22 protein-coding genes are annotated in these 24,480 nt (G+C 68.5%); 16 read left to right on the forward strand and 6 right to left on the reverse strand.

Annotation, left to right across the window (positions count from 1 at the left end; translation table 11 throughout):
• Positions 1-93: 93 nt before the first annotated feature.
• A complete protein-coding gene (locus tag IEZ19_RS26140; protein WP_189313733.1) occupies positions 94-792 on the reverse strand; it encodes a GNAT family N-acetyltransferase in 699 nt (232 codons plus the stop codon).
• A 52-nt stretch (positions 793-844) separates the two neighbouring features.
• Between IEZ19_RS26140 and IEZ19_RS26145 the strand changes: the two genes are divergently transcribed.
• On the forward strand, positions 845-1,489 hold the full coding sequence (locus IEZ19_RS26145; RefSeq protein ID WP_189313734.1) for a carbonic anhydrase: 645 nt from the start codon (positions 845-847) through the stop codon (positions 1,487-1,489).
• Positions 1,490-1,706: 217 nt separating this feature from the next.
• Here IEZ19_RS26145 and IEZ19_RS26150 read toward each other — a convergent pair whose 3' ends face one another.
• Positions 1,707-1,934 carry a hypothetical protein gene (locus IEZ19_RS26150; protein WP_189313735.1) on the reverse strand — a complete coding sequence of 76 codons (228 nt, stop codon included), beginning with the start codon at positions 1,932-1,934 and terminating at the stop codon, positions 1,707-1,709.
• Positions 1,931-2,575, reverse strand: a complete 645-nt coding sequence (locus tag IEZ19_RS26155; protein WP_229840783.1) for a TetR/AcrR family transcriptional regulator — start codon at positions 2,573-2,575, stop codon at positions 1,931-1,933. The genes IEZ19_RS26150 and IEZ19_RS26155 overlap by 4 nt, the downstream gene beginning before the upstream one ends.
• 153 nt (positions 2,576-2,728) lie before the next feature.
• Between IEZ19_RS26155 and IEZ19_RS26160 the strand changes: the two genes are divergently transcribed.
• The 10 genes from IEZ19_RS26160 to IEZ19_RS26205 are packed head-to-tail and all read left to right on the forward strand — an operon-like array spanning position 2,729 to position 13,391.
• Positions 2,729-3,526, forward strand: a complete 798-nt coding sequence (locus IEZ19_RS26160; RefSeq protein ID WP_189313737.1) for an enoyl-CoA hydratase-related protein — start codon at positions 2,729-2,731, stop codon at positions 3,524-3,526.
• Positions 3,527-3,556: 30 nt separating this feature from the next.
• Positions 3,557-4,702 (forward strand): acyl-CoA dehydrogenase family protein, encoded by a 1,146-nt coding sequence (locus tag IEZ19_RS26165; RefSeq protein WP_189313738.1) that lies wholly within the window; start codon positions 3,557-3,559, stop codon positions 4,700-4,702.
• 34 nt (positions 4,703-4,736) lie between these two features.
• Positions 4,737-5,483: an SDR family NAD(P)-dependent oxidoreductase gene (locus IEZ19_RS26170; protein WP_189313739.1), complete on the forward strand. Its 747-nt coding sequence runs from the start codon at positions 4,737-4,739 to the stop codon at positions 5,481-5,483.
• 12 nt (positions 5,484-5,495) lie between these two features.
• Positions 5,496-7,130 carry an AMP-binding protein gene (locus tag IEZ19_RS26175; protein ID WP_189313740.1) on the forward strand — a complete coding sequence of 545 codons (1,635 nt, stop codon included), beginning with the start codon at positions 5,496-5,498 and terminating at the stop codon, positions 7,128-7,130.
• A complete protein-coding gene (gene pcaF / locus IEZ19_RS26180; RefSeq protein ID WP_189313741.1) occupies positions 7,127-8,326 on the forward strand; it encodes a 3-oxoadipyl-CoA thiolase in 1,200 nt (399 codons plus the stop codon). Before IEZ19_RS26175 ends, pcaF begins: the two co-directional genes overlap by 4 nt.
• Before the next feature lie 15 nt (positions 8,327-8,341).
• Positions 8,342-9,142 (forward strand): enoyl-CoA hydratase/isomerase family protein, encoded by an 801-nt coding sequence (locus tag IEZ19_RS26185; RefSeq protein WP_189313742.1) that lies wholly within the window; start codon positions 8,342-8,344, stop codon positions 9,140-9,142.
• Positions 9,143-9,145: 3 nt separating this feature from the next.
• Entirely contained in the window at positions 9,146-10,048 is a 903-nt protein-coding gene (locus IEZ19_RS26190) for a 3-hydroxyacyl-CoA dehydrogenase family protein (protein WP_189313743.1), read from the forward strand.
• Complete coding sequence (locus tag IEZ19_RS26195) at positions 10,033-11,184, forward strand: acyl-CoA dehydrogenase family protein (protein WP_189313744.1); 1,152 nt, start codon at positions 10,033-10,035, stop codon at positions 11,182-11,184. The genes IEZ19_RS26190 and IEZ19_RS26195 overlap by 16 nt, the downstream gene beginning before the upstream one ends.
• Positions 11,181-12,374, forward strand: coding sequence for an acyl-CoA dehydrogenase family protein (locus IEZ19_RS26200; protein ID WP_373297050.1), 1,194 nt, complete (start codon positions 11,181-11,183; stop codon positions 12,372-12,374). The genes IEZ19_RS26195 and IEZ19_RS26200 overlap by 4 nt, the downstream gene beginning before the upstream one ends.
• A 15-nt stretch (positions 12,375-12,389) precedes the next feature.
• Positions 12,390-13,391, forward strand: a complete 1,002-nt coding sequence (locus IEZ19_RS26205; RefSeq protein ID WP_189313746.1) for an acrylyl-CoA reductase family protein — start codon at positions 12,390-12,392, stop codon at positions 13,389-13,391.
• Between the two features lie 52 nt (positions 13,392-13,443).
• On the opposite strand, the gene IEZ19_RS26210 is transcribed toward IEZ19_RS26205, so the two are convergent.
• Together IEZ19_RS26210 and IEZ19_RS26215 are read right to left on the reverse strand one after the other, a co-directional pair.
• A complete protein-coding gene (locus IEZ19_RS26210; protein WP_229840787.1) occupies positions 13,444-15,846 on the reverse strand; it encodes a SpoIIE family protein phosphatase in 2,403 nt (800 codons plus the stop codon).
• Positions 15,847-16,128: 282 nt separating this feature from the next.
• Positions 16,129-16,590: a transposase gene (locus IEZ19_RS26215; RefSeq protein ID WP_308429009.1), complete on the reverse strand. Its 462-nt coding sequence runs from the start codon at positions 16,588-16,590 to the stop codon at positions 16,129-16,131.
• A gap of 571 nt (positions 16,591-17,161) precedes the next feature.
• Between IEZ19_RS26215 and IEZ19_RS26220 the strand changes: the two genes are divergently transcribed.
• Entirely contained in the window at positions 17,162-18,433 is a 1,272-nt protein-coding gene (locus tag IEZ19_RS26220; RefSeq protein ID WP_373297051.1) for a bifunctional 3,4-dihydroxy-2-butanone-4-phosphate synthase/GTP cyclohydrolase II, read from the forward strand.
• A 206-nt stretch (positions 18,434-18,639) separates the two neighbouring features.
• Here IEZ19_RS26220 and IEZ19_RS26225 read toward each other — a convergent pair whose 3' ends face one another.
• Positions 18,640-19,434: an alpha/beta fold hydrolase gene (locus IEZ19_RS26225; protein ID WP_189313748.1), complete on the reverse strand. Its 795-nt coding sequence runs from the start codon at positions 19,432-19,434 to the stop codon at positions 18,640-18,642.
• A 200-nt stretch (positions 19,435-19,634) separates the two neighbouring features.
• Here IEZ19_RS26225 and IEZ19_RS26230 point away from each other — a divergent pair, with 200 nt between their 5' ends.
• Genes IEZ19_RS26230 through IEZ19_RS26245 form a run of 4 tightly spaced genes read left to right on the forward strand, consistent with a single transcriptional unit; the run spans position 19,635 to position 24,267 of the window.
• The gene (locus IEZ19_RS26230; protein ID WP_189313749.1) at positions 19,635-20,819 is read left to right on the forward strand and encodes a substrate-binding domain-containing protein; all 1,185 of its coding nucleotides are present in this window, start codon (positions 19,635-19,637) and stop codon (positions 20,817-20,819) included.
• Positions 20,816-22,360: a sugar ABC transporter ATP-binding protein gene (locus IEZ19_RS26235; protein ID WP_189313750.1), complete on the forward strand. Its 1,545-nt coding sequence runs from the start codon at positions 20,816-20,818 to the stop codon at positions 22,358-22,360. The genes IEZ19_RS26230 and IEZ19_RS26235 overlap by 4 nt, the downstream gene beginning before the upstream one ends.
• A complete protein-coding gene (locus IEZ19_RS26240) occupies positions 22,357-23,412 on the forward strand; it encodes an ABC transporter permease (protein WP_189313751.1) in 1,056 nt (351 codons plus the stop codon). Before IEZ19_RS26235 ends, IEZ19_RS26240 begins: the two co-directional genes overlap by 4 nt.
• Before the next feature lie 60 nt (positions 23,413-23,472).
• Positions 23,473-24,267 carry an SDR family NAD(P)-dependent oxidoreductase gene (locus tag IEZ19_RS26245; RefSeq protein ID WP_189313752.1) on the forward strand — a complete coding sequence of 265 codons (795 nt, stop codon included), beginning with the start codon at positions 23,473-23,475 and terminating at the stop codon, positions 24,265-24,267.
• Positions 24,268-24,480 lie beyond the last annotated feature (213 nt).

Genomic DNA, 24,480 nt, shown 5'->3' on the forward strand with positions numbered 1-24,480 from the left:
CTTTTGCCGCGAAAATGCGGGTGCAGGCAAAAATCTGACGCGGCCGCGCCGTGCGGCGCAAGAACCGTGCCCGACCTCAGGGATGAACGGCGTTCAGGGTGTCCGGAAGCCGCGGAAGGTCACCTGCTCGCGCACCTCGAAGCCGAGGCGCTTGTAGAGCGCGATGGCCGCGGTGTTCGCCTCGGCCACGTGCAGGAAGGGGCGTTCGTTCCGTGACTCGATGCGGGTGACCAGGGAGCGCACCAGCCGGACGGCGTGGCCGCGGCCGCGTGCCTCGGGGGCGGTGCAGACGGCGCTGATCTCGGTCCAGCCGGGCGGGCGCAGCCGCTCGCCCGCCATGGCGACCAGTGCGCCGTGCTCGCGGATGCCCAGGTAGGTGCCGAGTCCGTGGGTGCGGGGCCAGAACGGCCCGGGACTTGTCCGTGCGACGAGGGCGAGCATGTCGGGGACGTCGGCGGGTCCGAGTTCGAGGATCTCGGCCGCGTCCGCGGGGGCGGTGCCGCCGTTCACGGGGCGGATCATCTGGAGGCCGGCGAGGGAGAAGACGGGTTCCCAGTCGTCCGGCGGCGTCGCCGGGCAGCTGAACATGTCGGCGAGTTCGCCCGGGCCGAGCAGCGCGGCCAGATCGGCCCACGCGGACGGGCCGGAGCCGGCGGGCACCACTGCGAAGGTCGCGACGTCCGGCAGGTAGGTGGCGGCCGCGCCGAGCCGCCGCGCCAGATGCGCGTGGTGGCCGCGGAGCGACTCACCGACCGGATCGTCGAGTGCCGCGTCGTCGTGAGGAACCGTCATCGTGAGCCTTTCTTGCGTGGGTCGCACCTGGAACGGATCGTAGGCTGCGCCCATGACCGACGCGCTCACACCGACGACCCCCGACGACGCCTTCGCGATGCTGATGGCGGGCAACCAACGGTTCGTGACCGGGGAGCCCGCGCACCCCAACCAGGACGCCGCACGCCGCACCGAGACCGCGCCCGCCCAGAGCCCCTTCGCCGTGATGTTCGGATGCGCCGACTCCCGGCTGGCCGCAGAGATCATCTTCGACCGGGGCCTCGGCGACCTGTTCGTGGTGCGCACCGCCGGTCACGTCCTGGGACCCGAGGTGCTCGGCAGCATCGAATACGGCGTGAGTCTGCTCGGCAGTCCGCTGGTCGTGGTCCTCGGGCACGACTCGTGCGGAGCCGTCGCCGCCGCGCGCGCCGCCGTCGAGGACGGCACGACACCGGGCGGCTTCGTGCGGGACGTCGTGGAGCGGGTGACCCCGAGCGTCCTTGCGGCCCGCGCGACCGGACGCGCGGGGGATGACGAGGTCCTTCACGAACACATCCGGCACACGGTGGACCTGCTCCTCGACCGCTCCCAGGCGCTCGCCGAGCGCGTGGCGGCGGGGCGGACGGCGGTGGTGGGGATGGCCTATCGACTCGCTGACGGAACCGCGCAGTTGATCGCCGCCCGGGGGCTGGACGAGACCCTCACCCGAAGGAGTTGAGGACCAGGTTGCCCGTGCCTTGCCCTCGTCCAGAGACTCGATGCCGCCCATGCTCGGAGCGAAGGCGATCCGGCGCAGCCGGTCCACGGGCGCGGCGGTCCGTGTGGCTTCGGCCGGCATCCATGCACTCCGCCCGGCATGCCCACGCGCCAGGCATGTACCGCTTCTGACGCGTCCTCACTGCCGCCCCCGGACCACACTGCTCGCCGCTGCCGGCTCAGTCCCGGACCGCGGCGGATTCCACCACGTCACCGAAGTCGACCTGCTCCACCGCACCGTGGCTCCGTTCGTCGCCGAGCCGTCCCGACATCATGCGGATCTCAACGGCCTTGGACGACAGGCCGCATCGAAGCCGGCACACCGCAAACAGGGCGGTGCCCGAACCGTGACGGATGGTGGCCTTGAGCCATCGCTTGAGCTCGGTGGCGCGTGCAGTCTCGGTCAAGCTCCGGTGGTCGTCGCTGGGAGGATGGCGGCAAGCAGGAGTTCGAACTCGCGCTCGATGTACTGGTCCACGTCGAACCGGGCTGCGAGGTTCCAGTGCTTGAGCGCCCAGCCGTGCGCGATGAGAGCGATGTTGTGGGTGACCAGGTCGGGGTCGACGTCGCGGAAGACGCCCTGGGTGATCCCGTCGACGACGGCTTGCTTGATCGGTGCTGCCGTCTGGATCTCGAGTTCCATGAGCTGCCTGCGTCCCTCGACGTCGAGGGTCTGACTCTCCCGGTAGGCGAGCACGGTGGCGTCGAGCTTGGCGTCGATGACGCGGCAGAACTCCTGGAAGCCGCGGAAGAGCCGGTCGATCGGATTGGTGCCCGCGTTCTCGATCGCGGCGGGCACACGTTCCTGGAAGTCCTGGAGGATGTCCACGATCACGGCGCGGAGCAGGTCTTCCTTGTTGCCGAAGTACGTGTAGATGAGGCCGACGCTGATGTCGGCCTGGTCGGCGACTGCCTGCATCGACACCGCGTGGTAGCCGGACTCCTCCATCAGCCGGGCCGCCGCCTGAAGGATCTCCCGGCGGCGTCGGCGCACCCGTTCCTCGCGTGCTTGCTCCCCGCGTGCTCGCGGGCTCGTCCCAGTGGTCAAGGCGCCCCCTCCCTCCGTGTGCAGTGAATGGTCGTTCATTTTTCCCGAGGTTGTCAAAGCGACCCGACCCCCTTGACACCCGCGAGTGAACCATCATTCAATGAATGAACGTTCAGTGAATGATGATTCATCGCTTCTCTCGAGGGAACTGGGATGACGGATTTCGAGGACATCAGCTACGTGGTGGACGGCCCCGCCGGGATCATCACGATCGAGCGCCCCGAGCGCTACAACGCCTTCCGGGCCAGGACGGTCGAGGAGATGATCAGGGCCTTCCGGCTCGCCTGGGCGGACAAGGACGTCAGGTGCGTGATCCTGACCGGCGCCGGCGACAAGGCGTTCTGCACCGGCGGCGACGTCAAGCAGCGCGCCGAGACCGGTGACTACGGGCCCAGCGAGAGCGGCATGTTCGAGATCGGCAACCTGCACAAGCTGATCCGTGACATCCCCAAGCCGGTCATCGCCGCGGTGAACGGCGTCGCCGTCGGCGGCGGCCACGTCCTGCAGGTTCTCTGCGACGTCTCCATCGCCAGCGAGACCGCCCGGTTCGGGCAGGCCGGCCCCAAGGTCGGCTCCTTCGACGCGGGCTTCGGCTCCGCCTACCTCTCGCGCATCGTGGGCGAGAAGAAGGCGCGGGAGATCTGGTTCTGGTGCCGCATGTACGACGCGAACGCCGCCCTGGAGATGGGCCTGGTGAACGCGGTCGTGCCGGCCGACCGGCTCATGGACGAGGCCCGGGCCTGGGCGGCCGAGCTCACCCCGAAGAGCCCCACCGCGATCCGCTTCCTCAAGCAGTCCTTCAACGCCGACACCGACCACCAGGCCGGTCTCAGCAATCTCGCGATGTCGGCGCTCGATCTGTTCACCGCTTCGCCCGAGGGTCTCGAGGGCGCCGCTGCCTTCGCCGAGAAGCGGACCCCCGACTTCAACCGTCACGTCAACTGGCACTGAGTCGCCGCACCACTCCGAAGGGAACAGACAGTGGACTTCCGGTTCGACGAGTACGAGGAGTCGTACCGCCAGGAGCTGCGCCGCTTCGCCACCAGGGTGCTGGCCCCGCACTACCAGGCCGACGACAAGGCCGCGCGGCTGCGCCCGGCCCTGGTCAAGGAGATGGCCGGCATGGGCCTCACCGGGCTGCGGATCCCGGAGCGCCACGGAGGCGAGGAGGCCAGCGCGGTGGTCGCCGGACTCGCCGCTGAGGAGGTGGGCCGCGCCGACTTCAACGCCACTTACCTCATCATCAACACCGCCCTCATCAGCGACGTCCTCGTGCGCAACGCCACCGAGGCGCAGCAGGCACAGTGGCTGCCCCCGATCGCCTCGGGCGACGTCATCCCGTCGCTGTGCGTCACCGAGCCGGGGCACGGCACCGACGCGGCGAAGCTGGAGCTGCGTGCCGAGCCCGACGGGGACGGGTGGCGGCTGACCGGCGAGAAGACCTCGATCACGCTGGGGATGAGCGCCCACACGGGTCTCGTACTGGCCCGCACCGGTGAGGGTGGCGCACGCGGTGTCAGCGCGTTCTACGTCGACCTCGACGACCGGTACGTCACCCGCTCCGCGTTCGACGACCTCGGAAGCCGGTCCATCGGCCGCGCCTCACTGCACTTCGACGGCCTGCCCGTCTCCCGGGACCGGCTGATCGGCGACGAGGGTGGCGGCTTCGTCTCCGTCATGCAGGGCTTCGACTACTCCCGGGCCATCATCGGGCTCGCCTGCCTCGGCGCCGCCCAGGCCTCGCTCGATGAGGCGCTCCAGTGGGCGCGGGACCGGGAGGCGTTCGGCCAGCCGATCGGGAAGTTCCAGGGGGTGTCCTTCCCGCTGGCCGCCCACGCCACCTACCTGCGCGGTGCGCGGCACGTCTGCTACGAGGCCCTCTGGCGCAAGGACAACGGCCTCGACCACAGCACCGAGGCGGCGATGGCCAAGTTCTGGGCCCCGAAGCTGTCGACCGAGGTGATCCATCAGTGCCTGCTCACGTTCGGGCACCTGGGCTACTCGGCCGAGAGCCCGCTCGGGCAGCGGCTCCGTGACGTCATCGGGCTCGAGATCGGGGACGGGACCGCTCAGGTCTCCAAGCTCGTCATCGCCCGGAACCTTCTCGGCCGTACCTATGCGCCGTAACCCAGCCCAGCCACCACCAGAAGGGGAAAGATCCGTGGGACAGCTCGACAGCAAGGTCGCGATCGTGACGGGTGCCGGACAGGGCATCGGCAAGGCGATCGCGGAGCGGCTCGCCGCCGGCGGCGCGACGGTGGTGGTCACCGACATCAACGAGGTGACCGCCAAGGAGACCGCCGAGGGCATCGGGAACGGTGCGATCGGCATCCGTACGGACGTCACCTCGCGAGAGTCGGTCGACGCCATGGTCGAGGAAGTGGTCCGGAAGTTCGGCCGCGTCGACGTGCTCGTCAACAACGCCGGTTGGGACAAGGCCTCCACGTTCCTCGACTCCGACCCGGCCGACTGGGACCGGGTGATGCAGATCAACCTCTACGGCGTTCTCAACACCTGCAAGTCCGTACTGCCGTTGATGGCCGAGGCGAAGTCCGGCTCGGTGGTCAACCTCGGCTCGGACGCCGGCCGGGTCGGCTCCTCCGGTGAGGCGGTGTACTCCGCGGCCAAGGGCGGGGTGATCGCGTTCACCAAGGCGATCGCGCGCGAGGTGGCGCGCTACCAGATCAACGTCAACTGCGTGTGCCCCGGCCCCACCGACACCGCGCTCTTCGCCTCCATCGGCGGTGACGACCCCAAGCTCCGGGAGGCCCTGACCCGGGCCATCCCCTTCCGGCGGCTGGGTCGGCCGGAAGACCTGGCCAACGCCGTCGCCTTCCTCGCCTCCAACGAGGCCGGCTACATCACCGGACAGACCGTCAGCGTCAGCGGCGGCCTCACCATGAGCTGACGCGGAGGTTCCATGTCCTTCGAGACGATCCTGACGCAGGACCAGATCGACGGCTACACCCAGCAGGGGTTCTGGCGCAATCGCACCATCACCGACTTCCTCGACGAGGCCGCCGCCCGGACCCCCGGCAAGACCGCGTTCATCGACTCGCGCCGGCAGATCACCTACGGGGAGCTGAGAGATGAGGTCGACCGGTGCGCCTCGGGGTTCCTGCAACTCGGCGTCGAGCCGGGAGACGTGGTCTCCTTCCAGCTTCCGAACCGGATCGAGTGGGCGGTCACCCACTTCGCGGCGAGCCGGATCGGGGCGATCAGCAACCCGCTGATCCCGATCTACCGGGAGCGGGAGATCAGCTTCATGGTGAGCCTGGCCCGGTCCAAGGTCGTCATCGTCCCCGATGAGTTCCGGGGCTTCGACTACCCGGCCATGATCGAGCGGCTCCGCCCGCAGTGGCCGGACCTGAAGCACGTGATCGTCGTGGGCGACAAGCCGCGCTGCGGCACCCTCCCCTGGCCGGACTTCATGGCCACCGCGCGGGAGGAGCAGCGCGAGCGTTCACGGCTCGCCGCCTTGCGGCCGGATCCCGACGAGGTGACGCTCCTGATCTTCACCTCCGGGACCACGGGCGAGCCGAAGGGAGTGATGCACACCCACAACACCCTGGTCGCCGCGAACGATCCGTTGCCCTCCCGGCTCGGGATCACGGACGCGAGCGTGATCCACATGGGGTCCACCCTCGCGCACCTGACCGGCTTCCTGTACGGGGCCCGGCTGCCGGTGCAGACCGGGGCCACCGGCGTCTTCCAAGAAGCCTGGGACGCACGCGCGTTCGTCGAGCTCGTGGAGAAGCACCGGATCACGTACACCTCCGGGGCGACACCGTTCCTGCACGACCTGCTGGGCGCCCCGAACCTGGCCGACCACGACCTGGCGTCGCTGGAGCGCTTCTGCTGCATGGGGGCGCCCATTCCCCGGGTCATCGTCAGGGAGGCCCAGCAGAAACTGCCGCACATGGTGGTGCTGGGCGGGTGGGGCCAGAGCGAGAATGCGCTGGTCACGCTCGGCATCCCCGGTGACCCGGAGGAGAAGATCGTCGACACCGACGGCTGCCCCTGGCCGGGCATGCGGATCCGGGTGGTCGACTCCGAGGGCGGCGAGCTCGCCCCGAACCGCGACGGGCGCCTGCAGGTGACCGGGCCGTTTCTCTTCGTCGGCTACGCCGAGAGGCTGGAGATGACCCGGGAGAGCTTCAGCGGGGAATGGTTCGACACCGGCGACCTGGCTCGCATCGACGAGGACGGCTACCTCAAGATCTCCGGGCGGGTGAAGGACGTCATCATCCGCGGCGGCGAGAACATCCCCGTCGCCTACGTGGAGAACGTCCTCTACGAGAACGACAAGCTCGACTCCGTCGCCGTCGTCGGAGTGCCCGACCCACGCCTGCAGGAACGTGCCTGCGCCTGCGTCGTCCTCAGGCCCGGGGCCGGCGACTTCACGTTCGACGAAATGCAGCAGTACCTGAAGGAGAAGGGCGTGGCCCGCCAGTACTGGCCCGAGAAGCTCGTGGTGTGCCCGGAGTTCCCGAGAACGCCGAGCGGCAAGATCCAGAAGTTCCAGCTCCGCGACCGCTTCCGGGGGGATGCATGACCACGGCCTACCTGGTGGCGGGAACACGCACCCCGATCGGGCGGTACGGTGGCGCCCTCGCCGCCGTCCGCACCGACGACCTCGCCGCCCACGTCGTCCAAGCCCTCGTCGAGCAGCTCGGCTCCGTCGGCTGGGAGGCCGTCGACGACATCGTCCTCGGGTGCGCCAACCAGGCGGGCGAGGACAACCGCAACGTGGCACGTATGGCAGGGCTGCTCGCGGGACTTCCCGTGGAGGTGCCCGGGATCACCGTGAACCGGCTGTGCGCCTCCGGCCTCGACGCCGTGGCCGTCGCCGCGCGGTCGGTGCGGGCCGGCGAGGCCGACCTGGTCGTCGCCGGCGGGGTGGAGAGCATGACACGCGCCCCCTTCGTCCTGCCCAAGGCACCCACCGCATGGTCGCGCGCAGGCGAGGTGCACGACACCACCATCGGCTGGCGCTTCGTCAACCCACGTATGCGGGCCGCGTACGGCACGGACGCGATGCCGGAAACCGCCCAGACCGTCGCAGACACCTACGGCATCTCCCGCGTGGACCAGGACGCGTTCGCTCTGCGGTCGCAGGAGCGGGCGGCTGCGGCCATCGACCGTGGACGGCTGGGGCGTGAGATCACGCCGGTGCCGGTGCCCTCCAGGCGTGGCGAGACGCCGCCGGTCGAGACGGACGAACACCCCCGCCGGACCTCACTCGAAGCGCTCGCCCGCCTGAAGCCGATCGTGCCGGGCGGCACCGTCACGGCGGGCAACTCCTCGGGCGTCAACGACGGTGCGGCAGCCGTCCTGGTCGCCTCGGAGCGGGCCGTGGCGCAGTACGGACTCACGCCGCTGGCCCGGATCTCGGGAGCGGCCTCGGTGGGAGTACAGCCGCGGGTGATGGGCATCGGCCCCGACCCGGCCACGCGCAAGCTGCTCGACAGATCCGGCCTCGGGATCGGGGACGTGGACCTGTTCGAGCTCAACGAGGCCTTCGCATCCCAGGCGTTGGCGGTACTGCGCGGCCTGGGGCTGCCCGACGACGCGGAGCACGTGAACCCCAACGGGGGTGCGATCGCCCTGGGACACCCGCTCGGCGCCAGCGGGGCCCGGCTGGCCCTCACCGCGGCCATCGAGCTTGCGGACCGGCAGGCCCACCGTGCCGTCGTGACCATGTGCGTCGGCGTGGGGCAGGGCGTCTCCCTGCTCCTCGAAGCCGCGTGAGATGTGGAGAGACCGATGACAACAGCGACAGGAACCACACCAGTTGGAGAGACGGTCCTCGTCGACATCTCCGACCGGCTCGCCAGGGTCACCATCAACCGGCCCGAGGTCCGCAACGCGATCAACCGGCACGTGCAGTCGGATCTGCGCCGAGCGCTTGCAGACCTCCGCGACGACGACACCGTCGGCGCGGTCGTCTTCACCGGCGCCGGGGACCACTCCTTCATCGCCGGGGCCGACATCACCCAGTTGAAGGACTACACCCTGCACACCGCACTCGAGTCGGACATGCAACGGCTGTACGACGAGATCGAGGCGTTCGAGAAGCCGACGATCGCCGCCGTGAACGGCTATGCGCTCGGAGGGGGCTGCGAGCTCGCCATGGCCTGCGACATCCGGATCGCCGCCGACACCGCAAGGTTCGGGCTGCCGGAGACGAACCTGTCCGTGCTGCCGGGCGCCGGCGGGACCCAGCGGCTGGCCCGCCTGGTGGGCACCGGCAGGGCAATCGAGATGATCCTCACCGGCCGCATGGTCGACGCCGCCGAGGCGTCCGCGATCGGGCTGGTGACCTCCGTGGTCCCCGCCGAGGCGCTCATGGACGAGGTTCGCCGGGTGGCGGACCAGGTGCTGCGCAAGGGGCCGCTCGCGGTGCGCCTGGCCAAGCTGGTCATCCGCTCCGGCATGGATGCCGACCAGCACACCGGGCTGGTCGTCGAGCGCCTGGCGCAGGCGCTGCTCTACACCAGCGACGACAAGCGCGAGGGGACGGAAGCCTTCCTGGCCAAGCGACCCGCTGTCTTCCGGGGAAGGTGACCGATGGGAACGATCGACCGGATCCTCGTCATCGGCGCGGGAACCATGGGCGCCCAGATCGGCCTGGTCTGTGCGCTGGCCGGTTTCGAGACCGCGGTGTACGACCTCGCCGAGACGGCCCTGGACCGAGCCCGTACGGAACTGGAAGAGCGGACCGCCCGCGCCGTGGAGAAGGGCCGCCTCAGCGAGGCCGAGCGCGACGCCGCCTTCGCCCGACTGAGATTCGGCACCGACCTGACCGGCCCAGCGGCGAAGGCCGACTTCGTCATCGAGGCAGCGGTGGAGAGGCTGGACGTCAAACGGAAGCTGTTCGCCGAGCTGGACCGGCTCACCCCACCACACGCGATCCTCGCCACCAACTCCTCGGGCTTCGTGCCGTCGCGGATCGCCGACGCCACCGGAAGGCCGGACCGGGTCTGCAACCTGCACTTCTTCAATCCCGCCATGGTGATGCGGTGTGTCGAGATCGTGCGCGGCCCGCAGACCTCCGACGAGACGGTGCGGGCGACCGTTGCGCTCGCCGAGCGGCTCGGCAAGCTTCCGGTGGTCCTGGACAAGGAGATCCCCGGGTTCGTCGCCAACCGGATCCTGGGCGCAGTCCGGGACGAGGCCATCCGGCTCCTGGAAGGCGGGATCGCCTCGGTCGAGGCGATCGACACGGTGTGCCGCACCGCACTCGGCTACCCCATGGGGCCGTTCGAGCTGATGGACCTCACCGGCATCGACATCGGCTACCACACCAAGAAGGCGCGCTACGAGGAGAGCGGCGACCCACAGGACCTGCCCAGCCGCAGCGTCACCGAGCTGGTCGAGCGCGGTGAGCTCGGCAGGAAGACCGGTAAGGGCTGGTACGCGTACGACCGGCACGGCAACAAGATCGAAGGAACGCCATGGATCTCGCGCTGAACGACGACCAGAAGAACTTCCAAGCGCTCGCGCGCGAGTTCCTCGACAAGGAGGTCATACCCCACCGGGCGGCGTGGGACCGGGCCGAGAGCGTCGACGTCGGCATCGTCCCGAAGCTGGGCGAGATCGGCTTCTTCGGGCTGACCATCCCCGAGGAGTACGGCGGCCTCGGCGGCGACTACATCACCTACTGCATCGGCATGGAGGAACTCGGCCGGGCCGACTCCTCGGTCCGTGGCATCGTCTCGGTGTCCATGGGCCTGGTCGGCAAGGTGATCCTGTCGCACGGCACCGAGGAGCAGAAGCAGTCGTGGCTGCCGCGGATCGCCACCGGTGAGATCCTCGCCTGCTTCGGGCTCACCGAGCCGGACACCGGCTCGGACGCCGGCAACCTCGCCACGCGGGCGGTCCGTGACGGAAGCGACTATGTCCTGAACGGCCAGAAGATCTTCATCACCAACGGGACCTGGGCCGACCTGTGCCTGGTCTTCGCCCGTACCGGGGGGCCCGGGCCCAAGGGCGTCTCGGCGTTCCTGGTCCCCACCAGCACTCCCGGGTTCGAACAGCGCGAGATCAAGGGCAAGCTCGGGCTGCGCGGCCAGGCCACCGCCGAGCTCTTCCTGACCGACGTCCGGGTCCCCGAGTCCGCGCGGCTCGGCGCGGAGGGCGAGGGCTTCAAGATCGCCATGCACTCCCTGGACAAGGGACGCGTGTCCGTCGGAGCCGGCTGCGTCGGGATCATCCAGGGCTGCCTGGAGGCGGTCGTGCAGTACTCCCAGGAACGCAAGCAGTTCGGCAGGCCCCTCGCGTCGTTCCAGTTGATCCAGGACATGATCGCCGACATCTCCGTCGAGGCGGACGCCGCGCGGCTGCTCGTGTGGCGGGCCGCCGGCCTGATCGAGCGAGGCGAACCGTTCGGCGTTGCCGCCTCCAAGGCCAAGTACTACGCGAGCGAGGCGGCCGTACGCGCGGCGAACGCCGCCATCCAGGCGTTCGGCGGCTACGGGTACGTCGACGAATACCCCGTGCAGAAGTACATGCGCGACGCCCGCGTGATGACCCTCTACGAAGGCACCAGCCAGATCCAGAAGCTCCTCATCGGCCGCGCCGAGACCGGCATCAGCGCCTTCATCTGAAAGGAACACCCGTGGCCACTGTCACCCCGCAGACCCCGCTGGCTCTGTTGAGCATCGATGAGCTGCTGGATGAGGACGACCGCGCGATACGCGACACCGTCCGCAAATATGTCGAGGACCGGATCAAGCCGCACATCGCCGACTGGTACGAACACGGAGCGATCCCCGCCCGCGACCTGGCCAAGGAGCTCGGCTCCCTCGGTGTACTCGGCATGCACCTGCAGGGCTACGGCTGCGCCGGCACCACCGCCACCGCCTACGGGCTGGCCTGCATGGAGCTGGAGGCCGGCGACTCCGGACTCCGGTCCCTGGTCTCCGTGCAAGGGTCGCTGGCGATGTACGCGATCTGGAAGCACGGCAGCGAGGAGCAGAAGTCCGAGTGGCTGCCGCGCCTGGCCGCCGGCGAGGCGATCGGCTGCTTCGGCCTGACCGAACCCGACTTCGGTTCCAACCCCGCGGGCATGCGGACCCGCGCCCGCAGGGACGGCACCGACTGGGTGCTCAGCGGCAACAAGATGTGGATCACCAATGGCTCCGTCGCCCATGTCGCGGTGGTGTGGGCACAGACCGACGACGGGATCCGGGGGTTCGTCGTCCCCACCGACACGCCTGGCTTCTCCGCACCGGAGATCAAGAAGAAGCTGTCGCTGCGGGCCTCTGTCACCAGCGAACTGGTCCTCGATGACGTGCGGTTGCCCGAATCGGCGGTCCTGCCCGGCGTCATCGGGCTCTCCGGGCCGCTCAGCTGCCTCAACGAGGCCCGCTACGGGATCGTGTTCGGGGCGCTCGGCGCCGCAAGAGACTGCCTGGAGACCGCCATCGACTACGCCCGCGACAGGGACATCTTCGACAAGCCGCTGGCCGCCTACCAGCTCACCCAGGCCAAGCTCGCCGACATGACCCTGGAACTCGGCAAGGGCATGCTGCTGGCGCTACAGCTCGGCCGACTCAAGGACACCGGCCGGCTCCGTCCCGAGCAGATCAGCCTGGGCAAACTCAACAACGTGCGCGAGGCCCTCGCCATCGCACGCGAGTGCCGCACCATCCTGGCAGCCAACGGCATCACCCTGGAGTATCCGGTACTCCGGCACGCCAACAACCTCGAATCCGTCCTCACCTACGAGGGCACCTCCGAGGTCCACCAACTCGTCATCGGCCGCACCGTCACCGGACACGCCGCCTTCCGGTGATGGGGGAACAGAACGATGAGCAACGAGACCAGCCTGGCCTATCGGATCACGTCCGACGGCCACCGAGTGCGGGGTGACTGGGCGCACGTCCCGATCGCGGATGTAGGGGCCGGCGAGCTGCTGATCCGGACGTCGTACTCGAGCGTGAACTTCAAGGACGCACTCGCCGCGACCGGAGCCGGAAAGGTCGTGCGGACCTTCCCCCTGATCGGAGGGATCGACGTCGTCGGCGTGGTCGCGAAGTCGACCGATGGTCGCTTCCAGGAGGGCGACGAGGTTGTGGTGACCGGCTTCGCGCTCGGCGAGGAACACGACGGGGGCTATTCGCAGTGGGTCCGCGTGCCTGCGGACTGGGCCGTGCCGCTGCCGGACGGGATGACTGCCTGGGAGTCGATGGCACTCGGCACGGCCGGTATCACCGCTGCACTGGCGATCCACCGGATCGAGCACAACGGGCTGCTGCCGGACGAAGGGCCGGTGGCCGTCACCGGAGCGAGCGGAGGGACCGGCAGCCTCGCGGTCAGCATGCTCGCCGGCCGGGGGTACGACGTCGCCGCCGTGACCGGTAAGGAGGATGCGCACGACTACCTCCGACGTCTGGGTGCCGGCCAGATCGTGGAAAGACCCACCGCTCCCGGGACGGGCCGACCGCTGGAGAGCGCCCGGTGGGCAGGTGCGGTGGACGCAGTGGGCGGTGACCTGCTCACCTGGTTGATCCGGACGACCGAACGGCACGGCAGCATCGCCACCTTCGGCAACGTGGGCGGGCACGAGCTGTCCACCTCCGTACTGCCTTTCATCCTGCGTGGGATCAACCTGCTGGGAGTCAACACCGGCTACTTCAGTGACCAGTTGCGTCGGCAGCTGTGGCAGCGCATGAACAGCGACCTTCGTCCGCGCCACCTCAACGAGATCGCCCGCACCATCGACTTCCATGAACTTCCCGACGCATTCGACGAGTTCCTGACCGGTCGCATGCGGGGGCGGGTTGTGGTCCGGGTCAATGGCCGAACCTGAAGCCGAGGAGGCGCAAGGCGCCGCGCATATGGGTTGTGAACGACAAGACCCCCTAGGACGACGAAAGGGATGTTTCTACGATCAAGCCCGCGACTTCCGTGGACTGCTCGGCCCAGATCGTTTTTCCGTCGCGGTTGTACCGGGTGCCCCAGCGTGATGCGAGCTGAGCCACCAGGAACAGGCCGCGGCCGCCCAATTCGTTGTAGCGGGCGCGGCGGAGATGAGGAGCGCTGAGGCTGCCGTCGGAGACCTCGCATATGAGGGAGTCGGCGTGTATGAGGCGTAGCACGATGGGGGCACGTGCATACCGAATGGCATTCGTGACCAGCTCACTGATGATCAGTTCACTGGTAAAAGTGAGTGATTCGAGGCCCCAGGCGTCAAGCTGGCGACCAGCCAGTACCCGGGCGTGACCGACCAGGGCAGGGTCGAGTGGGAGCTCCCAGGAGGCGACCCGATCGTCGGCAAGGGCGTGGGTGCGGGCCAGGAGCAGTGCCACGTCGTCGGGCCGGTGTTCCGGCACGAGGGAAGTCACCATCGCGTCGCAGAGTTGATCCAGCGGTCGGCTGCAGTGCGCGAGGCTTGCAGCGAGTCGGTCGAACCCGACATCGATGTTACGTCCAGGGGCCTGGATCAGGCCGTCGGTGTAGAGAGCGAGGAGCGTGCCCTCGGCGAGGTGGCGTTGTGCGGTTTCGAAAGGCAGGCCGCCCAAGCCCAGCGGTGGGCCGGCTGGGATGTCGTCGAGGAATTCCACAGCACCGTCGGGCTGTACCAACGCGGGTGGGGGGTGGCCGGCACGGGCGAAGGTGCAGATGCGGGAGATGGGGTCGTAAACGGCGTACAGACAGGTCGACCCCTCGCAGTCCGGGTCCTCCTCGGCAAGGCGGACTACCAGGTCGTCGAGCTGGGTCAGGACCTCATCAGGGTCGAGGTCGAGGTCGGCCAGGGTGTGGACAGCGGTCCGCAGCCGCCCCATGATGGCCGCCGCGTGCAGACCGTGGCCGCAGACGTCTCCGACGACGAGGGCGACGCGGGCCCCGGACAGAGGCAGCACGTCGAACCAGTCCCCGCCCGCCCCGGCGTGGGTGGCGGCGGGCAGGTAGCGGTAGGCAGTCTCGACGGCGGGGTAGCGGGGCACGTCGTGGGGGAGCAGGCTGCGTTGCAGGGCCACGGCGGTGGTGTGCTCGCGGGTGTAGCGGCGGGCGTTGTCGATGGATACCGCGGCGCGGGAGCAGAAGTCCTCGGCCAGGGCCAGGTCCCCTTCGTCGTACGGCTGAGCTTCTCGGTAGCGGCCGAAGGTGGCCACGCCCAGGGCGATGCCCCGGGCCTGCAGCGGCACCATCATCAGCGAGTGGATCTTGAACTCGCGGATCTTCTCGATGATTCGCGTGTCAAGCGTCGACCACTCGTCGGCGTCCGGTGTCCGCATCAGAACGGATTGCCCGGTCTCGAGGCATCGAAGCTGGGGGGTGCCGGGATGCACAGCTACCCTGTCGCCCAGGGCGTGCGCGGCCGCCGGGGCGTCCTCGTGTATCGAGCGGATTCCCGCCCGACGGAGCAGCCACTGACCGCCGACCGGCCCTGGGGGCGGTTCCTCACCCCGCACCGTGGTCTCCAGCAGGTCGACGACGATGATGTCCGCGAGCCCCGGAACGCCCGTGTCGGCCAGTTCCTGCGCGGTTCGTACCACGTCCAGTGCGGTGCCGATGCGGGCGCCCGCATCGGTCAGCAGCGCCAGCCGTCGTTGGGCCTGCCAGCCCTCGGTGATGTCGACGTACGTCTGGCACACTCCCAGGACACGGTCGGCCGAGTCGGTCAGCCGGAAGCAGGAGCCGGACCACACGTGCCAGCGGTCCGGGTCCGACGGGGGCCTGCCGTGGAACTGGAAACCGATCGCCGGCTCGCCGGTGTCTCGCACCTGGCACAGCAGCTCCTCGATCGCCTGAAAGTCGAGTCCCGGTGCCCCGTAGCCGACGCGCCGGCCGATGAGCTGCTCGGCGGCGACGGTGGCGTCACGCTCCGTCGTGGCATTCAGGCGTAGGTATCGCAGCTCGGTGTCCAACACGGTGATGGAGATCGGGGACTGGCTGAACAGCGCCTCCAATATTGCGCGATCGACTTCCGCCTGCTCCACCTGCCGTGCGTCGGCAGCATCGACCGACCAGCCGGCCTGGCCCTGCGCGCAGAGCACAGGGCGTACACGGAGCGAGATCTGCACCTCGTGCCCAGCGCGGTGCCGCAGGGCCAGCACGCCGTTCCAGCACTGCCCGGCCGGCTGCAGGCCTCGGGCAGCCAGCGCTGCTTCCCGGTCCTCCTGCCTGGCCAGCAGATCCGTCGCGGGCCTTCCGCAGACCTCTTCTGCCGGGTGCCCGAGCAGGGCCTGTGCTTGTGGGCTCCACAGGGAGACCGTGCCCTTGGCGTCCACGAATACGGTGGCCGTGTAGCGGCTCTGCACCGGAACCACCTCGCCCATCACGCCACACAATCTCGCCCATCACGTCATACAAATATGGATGGGTTGTCCAGCAATTCAGTTTCTCCCATACCACTTGTAAAACCCAAACGCAGACAGACCGGACAAGCGGGGCCGGGTCGTGGCGAAGGCGTCCGGGGCCGGACATCGCACGATCGAGGGCTGGCGATGATCGCTGATCAACACCGGCGGGCCCGTTGCCTGCCTGGGATCGCGGATGAAGGGCAGATGGCGGTATGTGGTCGTCTCTGGGCGACAAAGTGTTCAGTGTGCTTGAGGCCGACCGGATGCGCCTGCCGGCACGGGCCCTGGCGGCGAGGTCCATGGGTGGTGCGAAGGTGCGACCGGCGGCGAATAGAGTGCGGCGCCGTAGGTAGTGGTAGAGGCAGCCGGGCGCTTTGTCGAACAGCTTCCTGAGAGCTGCGATGTCGGTTCTCCACCAGCACGTCGGCGGTCATAGTGGGCGCGTGGAGCTCGAGAGCGGAGGGCTGCAAAGGCCCGTGTAACGGGGGCCGCGCAGGCGTACGCGTTCATGGCTCGGGCGTCCGCGAAGCGTTCTCGGTCGTCTCCGATCTCGGCGAGGACGCGTGCTCCGCACAGCACGGACAAGCCCGCAAAGCTGGTGATGATGTCGGTATCCGGGTGCGCCAGGAATGCTTCCTCCGTCGCCACCGCAAGCTCGACGACGCCGGCGCCGGCGGTGTCGACCTGCCGGATGAGCGCCACTTCGTGGTGCCCCAAGGCCTCGGCGTCCAGGGCGGCGCCGAGCCTGATCCCGTCCCCCGGTGCGCAGTGACTCCATCAGCCGGAGTAAGTCATGCTGGGACAAGGCCATCGCGTAGCCTCACAACGAGCTTCGTTCATCCGAGAGTTGCGCGAAGGCTGATCCATGATCAGGGGCAATGCAGTGATCGCTGCTACACCACCCGGCGGGACACCATCCGCCGACGCGGTCTTCGGCGGCTATCACCGTCTTGCCCACCGGCATGGTGCGGCTTCCAGGCGTTTGCGGAGCACGTCGATTTTCTCGGACGCGGCCACGCCGAGGGGTCAAGCGTCACCGAGTCCGCCCGCCGCCGGTGTTCGGAGCGGGCCGACAGGCCGCCTCGTGCCCGCCTCGGCCCGATCTCGGTGGCAGCCAGGAGACGGCCACAACCCACCCCAACTCCGCAACCTGGGCTTTCGGTAGGTCTCCTGCCTCATCGTCGCAAGACTCTTTTTCGCGGCTTCGACCGGTGTAATACTGAGCACCCCGTTCAGTAATAGAGGTCTCATGATGGAACAACAGGAAGCCGGGCTGATCTCCCTCCCTGTTCGACGGGCCGCCGATGATGACCCCGAGCTGGGATTCGCCACCGTGGACGAGGCGATCGCCGCTGTCGCGGCAGGTCGGATGGTCGTGGTGGTCGACTCGCCCGACCGTGAGAACGAGGGCGATCTGGTGATGGCGGCCGACTGCGTGACGCCGGAGGCCGTCAACTTCATGGCCACTCACGGGCGTGGGCTGATCTGTGTGTCGCTCACTCAGGAGCGGCTGTGTGAGCTACGGATCCCCGCCATGGTGCAGGACGTCTCCGATCCACTTCGAACTGCCTTTCATGTCAGTGTCGACCACCGGACCCGGACCTCGACGGGCATCTCGGCACGCGACCGAGCGGCCACGATCATGGCCCTCGTCGACGAGTGCGCACGGCCGGACGACTTCACCCGGCCCGGACACATGTTTCCACTGGCCAGTCTGCCCGGGGGAGTGCTCACCCGGGCCGGGCACACCGAAGCGTCGGTCGATCTGGCCACGCTGGCCGGCCGCGCCCAGGCGGGCGTGATCTGCGAGATCGCCACTCCTGACGGTGAGATGGCGCGGCTGCCGTTCCTCAGGCGATTCGCCTCCGAGCATGGACTGCTCGTCGTTTCGATCAGTGACCTGATCGCGTATCGGAAGAAGCAGCAGCACCGCGTCGCGCGATCCGGGGAGGCACTCCTGCCGCTGGAGGTCGGCACCTTCCGGGGCGTCGCCTACTGCAATGAGCACATGGGCGTAGAGCATCTCGCCCTACTGTACGGTGACTTGGCCCGCCGTACGGCTCCCCTGGTCCGGGTGCACTCCGAATGCATGACCGGCGATCTCTTCGGCTCGCGCCGCTGCGACTGCGGGCAGCAGCTGGATCTCGCCCTGCGTCGCATCGTCAACGAGGGCGCGGGCGCACTGATCTACCTGCGTGGCCACGAGGGTCGCGGCATCGGCCTGGGGGAGAAGCTGCGCGCCTACCAGTTGCAGGATCGCGGGCTGGACACCGTCGAGGCCAACCGTGCGCTCGGACTGCCCGTCGACGCACGGGACTACGCCGATGCCGCGCAGATTCTCGACGACATCGGCGTCACCCGCCTGCGGTTGCTGACCAACAACCCGTACAAGCAGCTCGGTCTGGCGGAAATGGGTATCGCGGTGACCGAGCGGGTGCCGATACAGGTGCGGGCCAACCGCGACAACGCGCGGTACCTCAAGACCAAGCGCACCAAGCTCGGACACCTGCTTGACGAGTTCGAATTACCGGTCGGCGTCTTCTGAAACTCCTTCCGGGCGTCGCGCCGGCCCTGCGCGAGCCTTGCCGCCCACGTGACCGGACGTGCCGCGCGGTATTGATGCTTCCTCGGGCGAGGCCGCCTGGCCGGCCGCGTGACAGGTGGGGCGTTCGGCGGTCCGGCAGCCTTGCCGGGCCGCCGAACACGTGACGTGCGAGACCCCGTAGGGCGTCACCGCGGACGTCGCCCGAGTCAGCCGGCCAGGAATGCCCCGATCGCGGCAAGTACAGGGGCCGGGAATTCGTTGAGCATGCCGTGGCTGCCGCGCGGCAGCACGGCCAGGCGGGAACGGGGGATCCGCTCGGCGATCTCCACCGCCTGGCCGGGCGGGGTGAGGATGTCCTCGGCACCGACCAGCACGAGCGTGGGCGTCGAGATCGTGTGCAGCTCGGCACGCCGGTCGAAGGTGCGGATCGCCTGCGCCTGGGCGGCGAACCCCGCGTCGCTCGTGGGCTCTGGATCCTCGCCCGCCAGTTTCAGCCCGGCGTACGTGGCGGTGTGGTCGACCAGCGTGTAGGGCGTGAATCCCCACGGGATGCCGGCCGCGGCGAGGGTGATGGCATCCGCGCCGGCCGCGCGCAGCGCCAGCAGTCCGTCGAGCCAAGCGTGTTGTACGTCGGTGTAGGCCGGCAGCGTGCTCAGGAGCACGGCCTTGCTGACCGAGTCCGGGTGGTCGATCAGCAGTGACTGGAGGATCACCCCACCCATGGACCAGCCCACGGCCGGCACTGGACCGACCCCGAGATGCCGGATCAGCGCCGCGGTGTCGTCGGACATCTGCTCGATGGTGTAGGGCCCCTCGGGCACGTCGCTCTGACCGGTGCCCCGGTTGTCGAAGGTGATGCAGGTGTAGCGCTCGCGCAGCTCGGGCAGCACGGCGGCCCAGGCATTGCGGTTCGCGCCGAGTCCCGAGATGAGCAGCAGCTCGGGCCCGCTTCCGGTGATCTCATAGTGCAGCTTGACGCCTGCCGAATCGAACTCTGCCACGCCGACTCCTTGATCGTTCCATGCCGTTGTGTGGGACGGAAACTAATGCTTGGTCATGCAGGCCAGTCGTCTCTTCCGGTTGTCTTCCACCTGCATATTTCCCCGGATCTCATGGAGATACCGGTGCACGACTGTTGACGTGCTTCCTGGCGTCTAGCCACACTAACTTCCGTTCGTTCGTCTGACCAGAGGAGATCGAGATGGGTAACCTTGTGAGACGAGGCAAACGGGTGCTCCTCGGTCCCGTAGCCGCTCTGGTGGCCCTCGGAGTTCTGGCCGGCTGCTCGGCCGCGGCGGACACGGGCGGGAGCGGATCGGATTCCGATGCCGGCGCCGCCGTGAAGGCGGCCGACGCTCAGCTGGCGGTCGCACGGAAGGGGCGGATGACGCAACCGCCGTCCGCGCCGAACCCGGCTGTGAAGGGCAAGAACGTCTGGATCATCCAATCCAGCGCGGCAGCGCCCTCGGTGAGTATCCCCGCGCTGGCCGCACAGGAGGCCGGCAAGGCACTCGGGTGGAAGACGACCCTCTACGACGCCAAGGGTGATCCCGGCAACTACACCAAGGGTCTCAGCGACGCGATAGCCAACGGCGCCAACGGAATTGTGCTCGTCGCCATCGACTGCACATACGTGAAGAACCAGCTTCAGCAGGCCAAGTCCCGGGGCATCGCGGTCAGCGAGGTGTACGCCTTCGACTGCGCGGACACCAACCCCGGATCACCCCGCCTGTTCAGCGCGGATCTCAGCTTCGGCAAGCGCTGGAAGAGCCTGCTGGACGCCTGGCAGCAGTGGGGGTCCGACACCGCGGCCTGGATCATCTCGGCCACCAAGGGCCGGGCTCGCCCGCTGGTGCTGCACAACGAGCAGATCGCCGTCCTGATCAGCTATCAGAAGGGCTTCGAGGAACGGATGGCGCAGTGCAAGACGTGCAAGACAGTGAACATCCCCTGGGACGCGACCACATCGGGCACGCCGGCCGCGCTGGCGGCGCTGATGAAGAATGCGTCCCTGCAGCATCCTGAGATCAACTCGTCGATGTTCGGATCGACGGTGACGTCCGGCTACAACCAGGCCATTCTGTCGCTCGGCGCGAAGGCCAAGCAGATGAAGGTGATCGCCGGTCTCGGACTGCCCGACGAGTTCAATCTGATCAAGGCCGGGCGGGGACTGAACGCCACGACCGCCTGGCCGCAGCAGTGGATCGGGTACGCCGCGATGGACTCGATCAACAGCATCCTGGCCGGACGGCCCCGGCGGGACGAGGGGATCGGCTGGCAGATCATCGACAACTCCAATCCCGACCAGATGCCGAAGGGCAAAACCATCTGGCAGGGCAATGACGACTTCCGGTCCGTCTACCGCAAGTCCTGGGGCGTGTCATGAGTGCGGCAACACCAGCCGACGATCCCCCGATCGCGCTCGCAGTGGCCGGGGTCTCCAAGAACTTCGGTGCGACGCAGGCCCTGCGTTCGGTACAGCTCGAACTGCGGGCCGGCGAGGTGCACGCCCTGATCGGGGGCAACGGCTGCGGCAAGTCGACGCTCATCAAGTGTCTCGCGGGCGTGCACCAGGCCGATGCGGGCACGCTGACGGTCAACGGCGCCGAGTACGACCTGGCCGATCAGAGCCCGGACCGGGCCCGTGACGCCGGTCTGCGCTTCGTGCACCAGGATCCAGGCATCTTCCCGGCGCTGTCACTGACCGAGAACCTCTCGCTCGGCCGGCGCTTCGAAGGCAGCTCACGGCGCATCAATTGGCGGGCGGCGCATCAGCGGGCCCGTGAGGTGCTGCGCCGGTTCGGCATCGAGCACGATCCGCGTACGCCGGCGGCGGCGCTGTCGGTACCGCAGCGGGCCATGCTCGCCATCGCCCGGGCGTTGCAGGACCAGGAGTCCGAGCACGGCGGCGTCCTCATCCTGGACGAGCCGACAGCCGCGCTGCCGGCGCCCGAAGTCCAGGTGCTGCTCGGCTGGATCCGCAGGCTGGCCCAGGAGGGACACGCCATCCTCATCGTGACCCACCGTCTCGACGAGGTGCGCGAAGTCGCGGACCGGGTCACCGCGTTCCGTGACGGGCGCTATGTCAACACGATCGACGGCGCAGGCCTGACCGAGAGCATGCTCGTCGAGCTGATCCTGGGCCGTAAGCTGGACCAGGCGGCCAGCGTCGCCTCGCCGACGACATCGACCGCCGATCATGTGGTCGAGGTGCGCGACCTCAGCGGCGGACCGCTGGCGGAGGTCAGTTTCGATGTGGCGGCGGGTGAGGTCCTCGGCATCGCGGGCCTGCTCGGTTCCGGTCGTACGGAGTTGCTTCAGCTGATCTACGGCCTGCTGCCCAGGCGGACCGGCACGGTGACCTATCTCGGGAAATCCGCCCACGCGCTCAATCCCAGCAAGGCGTGCCGCAAAGGCATGGCGTTCGTTCCCGAGGACCGTGCCGCCGAGGCGGTCTTCCCCGCCAGCACCGTCCTGGAGAACCTCGTTCAGGGACACGAGCACCAGTATTTCAGGCGGCTGTGGCTGCGTGACCGCGTGGAACGCGAGGACGCGCTGCGGGACATCCAGCGGTTCAACATCCGGACATCGGGCCCCACGGCCTATATCGAGAGCCTCTCGGGCGGAAATCAGCAGAAGGTGATCCTCGCCCGGTGGCTTCGGCAACAGCCCCGGCTGCTCCTGCTGGACGAACCCACCCAGGGCGTCGACGTGGGAGCCCGCGACGAGATCTACAAGCTCATCGCGCTGGCGGCCGATCAGGGCTGCGCCATCGTCGTGGTCAGTTCGGAATTCGAGGAACTGGCCCAGATCTGCGGGCGGGTGCTCGTGCTGTCCCACGGACGGATCGTCACCGAGATGCGGCAGCCCATGAACGCACACGAGATTCTCGAAGCGTCGATCGGACCGAGGGAGATCACGGTATGAAGAGGTTCGGGGACAGCCTCCAACTGCTGGAGAAGTACGGACTCGCGATCCTGCTGGTCGTCGTCATCGCATTCTTCACGCTCGACCCGGCGACCCCGCAATTCGCCTCGATCGCCAATATCAAGTCGGTGCTGAGCAATGAGACCCTGACCGGCATCATCGCGTTGGCGAGCATATTCCCGTTGGTGGGCGGCCAGTTCGATCTTTCGCTCGGCCCCGTCATGGGTCTGAGTTCGCTGATCTGTGCCGGCGTGATGTCGAAGATGGACCTGCCGCTGTGGGTGGCCGTCATCGCCGCCATCCTGACCGGCATGCTGGTGGGCGCGGTGAACGGCCTGGCCGTCACCAAGATCAAGGTGTCCTCGATCGTGACCACGCTGGGCATGACAAGCATCATCGCGGCGTTGGTCACCTGGTACACCGGAGGAAATTCCATCATCGACGGGGTGTCGCCGGCGCTGACCAACCTCGGCACGGGTGAATGGCTCGGGATTCCCTGTCCGCTGTACTTCCTCGCGGTGGTCGCGATCATCTCCTGGTACCTGCTCCAGCACACGCCATGGGGACGCTCCCTGCAGGGTGTCGGTGCCAATCCGCGCGCCGCCGAGATCGTCGGCCTCCCGGTCAACCGTCTCACCCTGCAGAGCTTCATCCTCGGCGGCGCCCTCGCCGGCATCGGCGGCGTGCTCCTGCTGGCGGTGTCCGGCTCGGGCAACCCGTCCGTCGGACCCGGCTATCTGCTCCCGGCGCTCGCGGCGGCGCTGCTCGGCGCCACGACGATCAATCCGGGCCGGTTCAACGTGCCGGGAACCCTCGTCGCCGTCTACTTCCTGGCCGCCACGGTCAGCGGACTGACCTTCCTCGGCGCGAAGCCCTGGGTGTCGAGCATGTTCAACGGTGTCGCACTCATCGTGGCCGTCGGCATCTCCGTCTGGTCCGGCCTGGGCCGCCAGAACATGGGCAAGGGCGAGGGCGGCGAAGCGGACGTCGACCCCGCCGCGACCACCGGCAGCGGCCCGAACAGGGGGGCGGTGACCACGTCGGTCAGCTGACCGCGATCCCTCCCCCGACGCACAAGACGGATCCTTCACTCGACGCAGAAGAGGACTGACATGGGCGCTTTGGAAGGCAAGGTGGCCGTCATCACCGGCGGCGCCAGTGGAATCGGGCGGGCGTGTGCCGTGCGCTTCGCCGAGGAGGGGGCCGACATCGTCATCGGCGACCTCGCCGACGGCACGGCCAGTGCCAAGCTGGTCGAGCAGACGGGGCGACGGGCGGTGTTCGTCCGGACCGACACGACCAGTGAGGCGGACTGCGACGCCCTTGTCCGGCGTGCCGTCGAGGAGTTCGGCCACGTCGACGTCGGCGTGGCGGCGGCCGGCATCGCCACCGCCGCCGGGCCGAGCAACGTCCAGACACGCCAGACCGAGACCGACGCCGGCTTGGTGGTCGGCTTGTCGGTGGACGACTTCCGCCGCGTGCTGGAAGTGAATCTCGTCGGAGTGATGATGACCGACCGTGCGCTGGCTCGGCAGATGCTCGCGCAGGGGACGGGCGGTTCGATCATCAACATCGCCTCCTCCGCCGCCAGGATCCCGCTGGCCGGCGCGGCGCCGTACTGCACGTCGAAGGCCGGCGTCTGGATGCTGACGAAGGTGATGGGTCTCGAACTGGCGCAGCGCGGCATCCGGGTCAACGCGGTGGGGCCCGGCTACACCGAGACACCGATGATCGAGGGCCTCGAGGACAACGCCGCAGCGTACGCCTCCGCGATGAGCATCACCCCGATGAACCGGCTGGGCAGGCCGTCCGAGATCGCCGAGGCCTGCCTGTTCCTGGCCGGCGAGTCCGCGTCGTTCTTCACCGGCGAGATCCTGCACCCGGCCGGCGGTCAGTTCACCGGCTGACCTCCGCGCCGGTCGTACGTGCGAGCGCATGCGTGGTCCGGACCACGCATGCGCTCGCCTGCGTGTCGGCCGTTCGCCGACGCACGAGGACAGGGCTCGCGCAAACGCCTCCAGCTTTTCCACCGGCCCTGCTAGCGGCTGGTAGTGGCCTCGGGTCCGCGATGGCTGACGGCCTGCCTTGAAGTGTCAACCAGCCCTCGCTTGAGCAGTGCA

The organism is Streptomyces brasiliensis (assembly GCF_014647875.1).
Classification (GTDB): Bacteria; Actinomycetota; Actinomycetes; order Streptomycetales; family Streptomycetaceae; genus Streptomyces; species Streptomyces brasiliensis.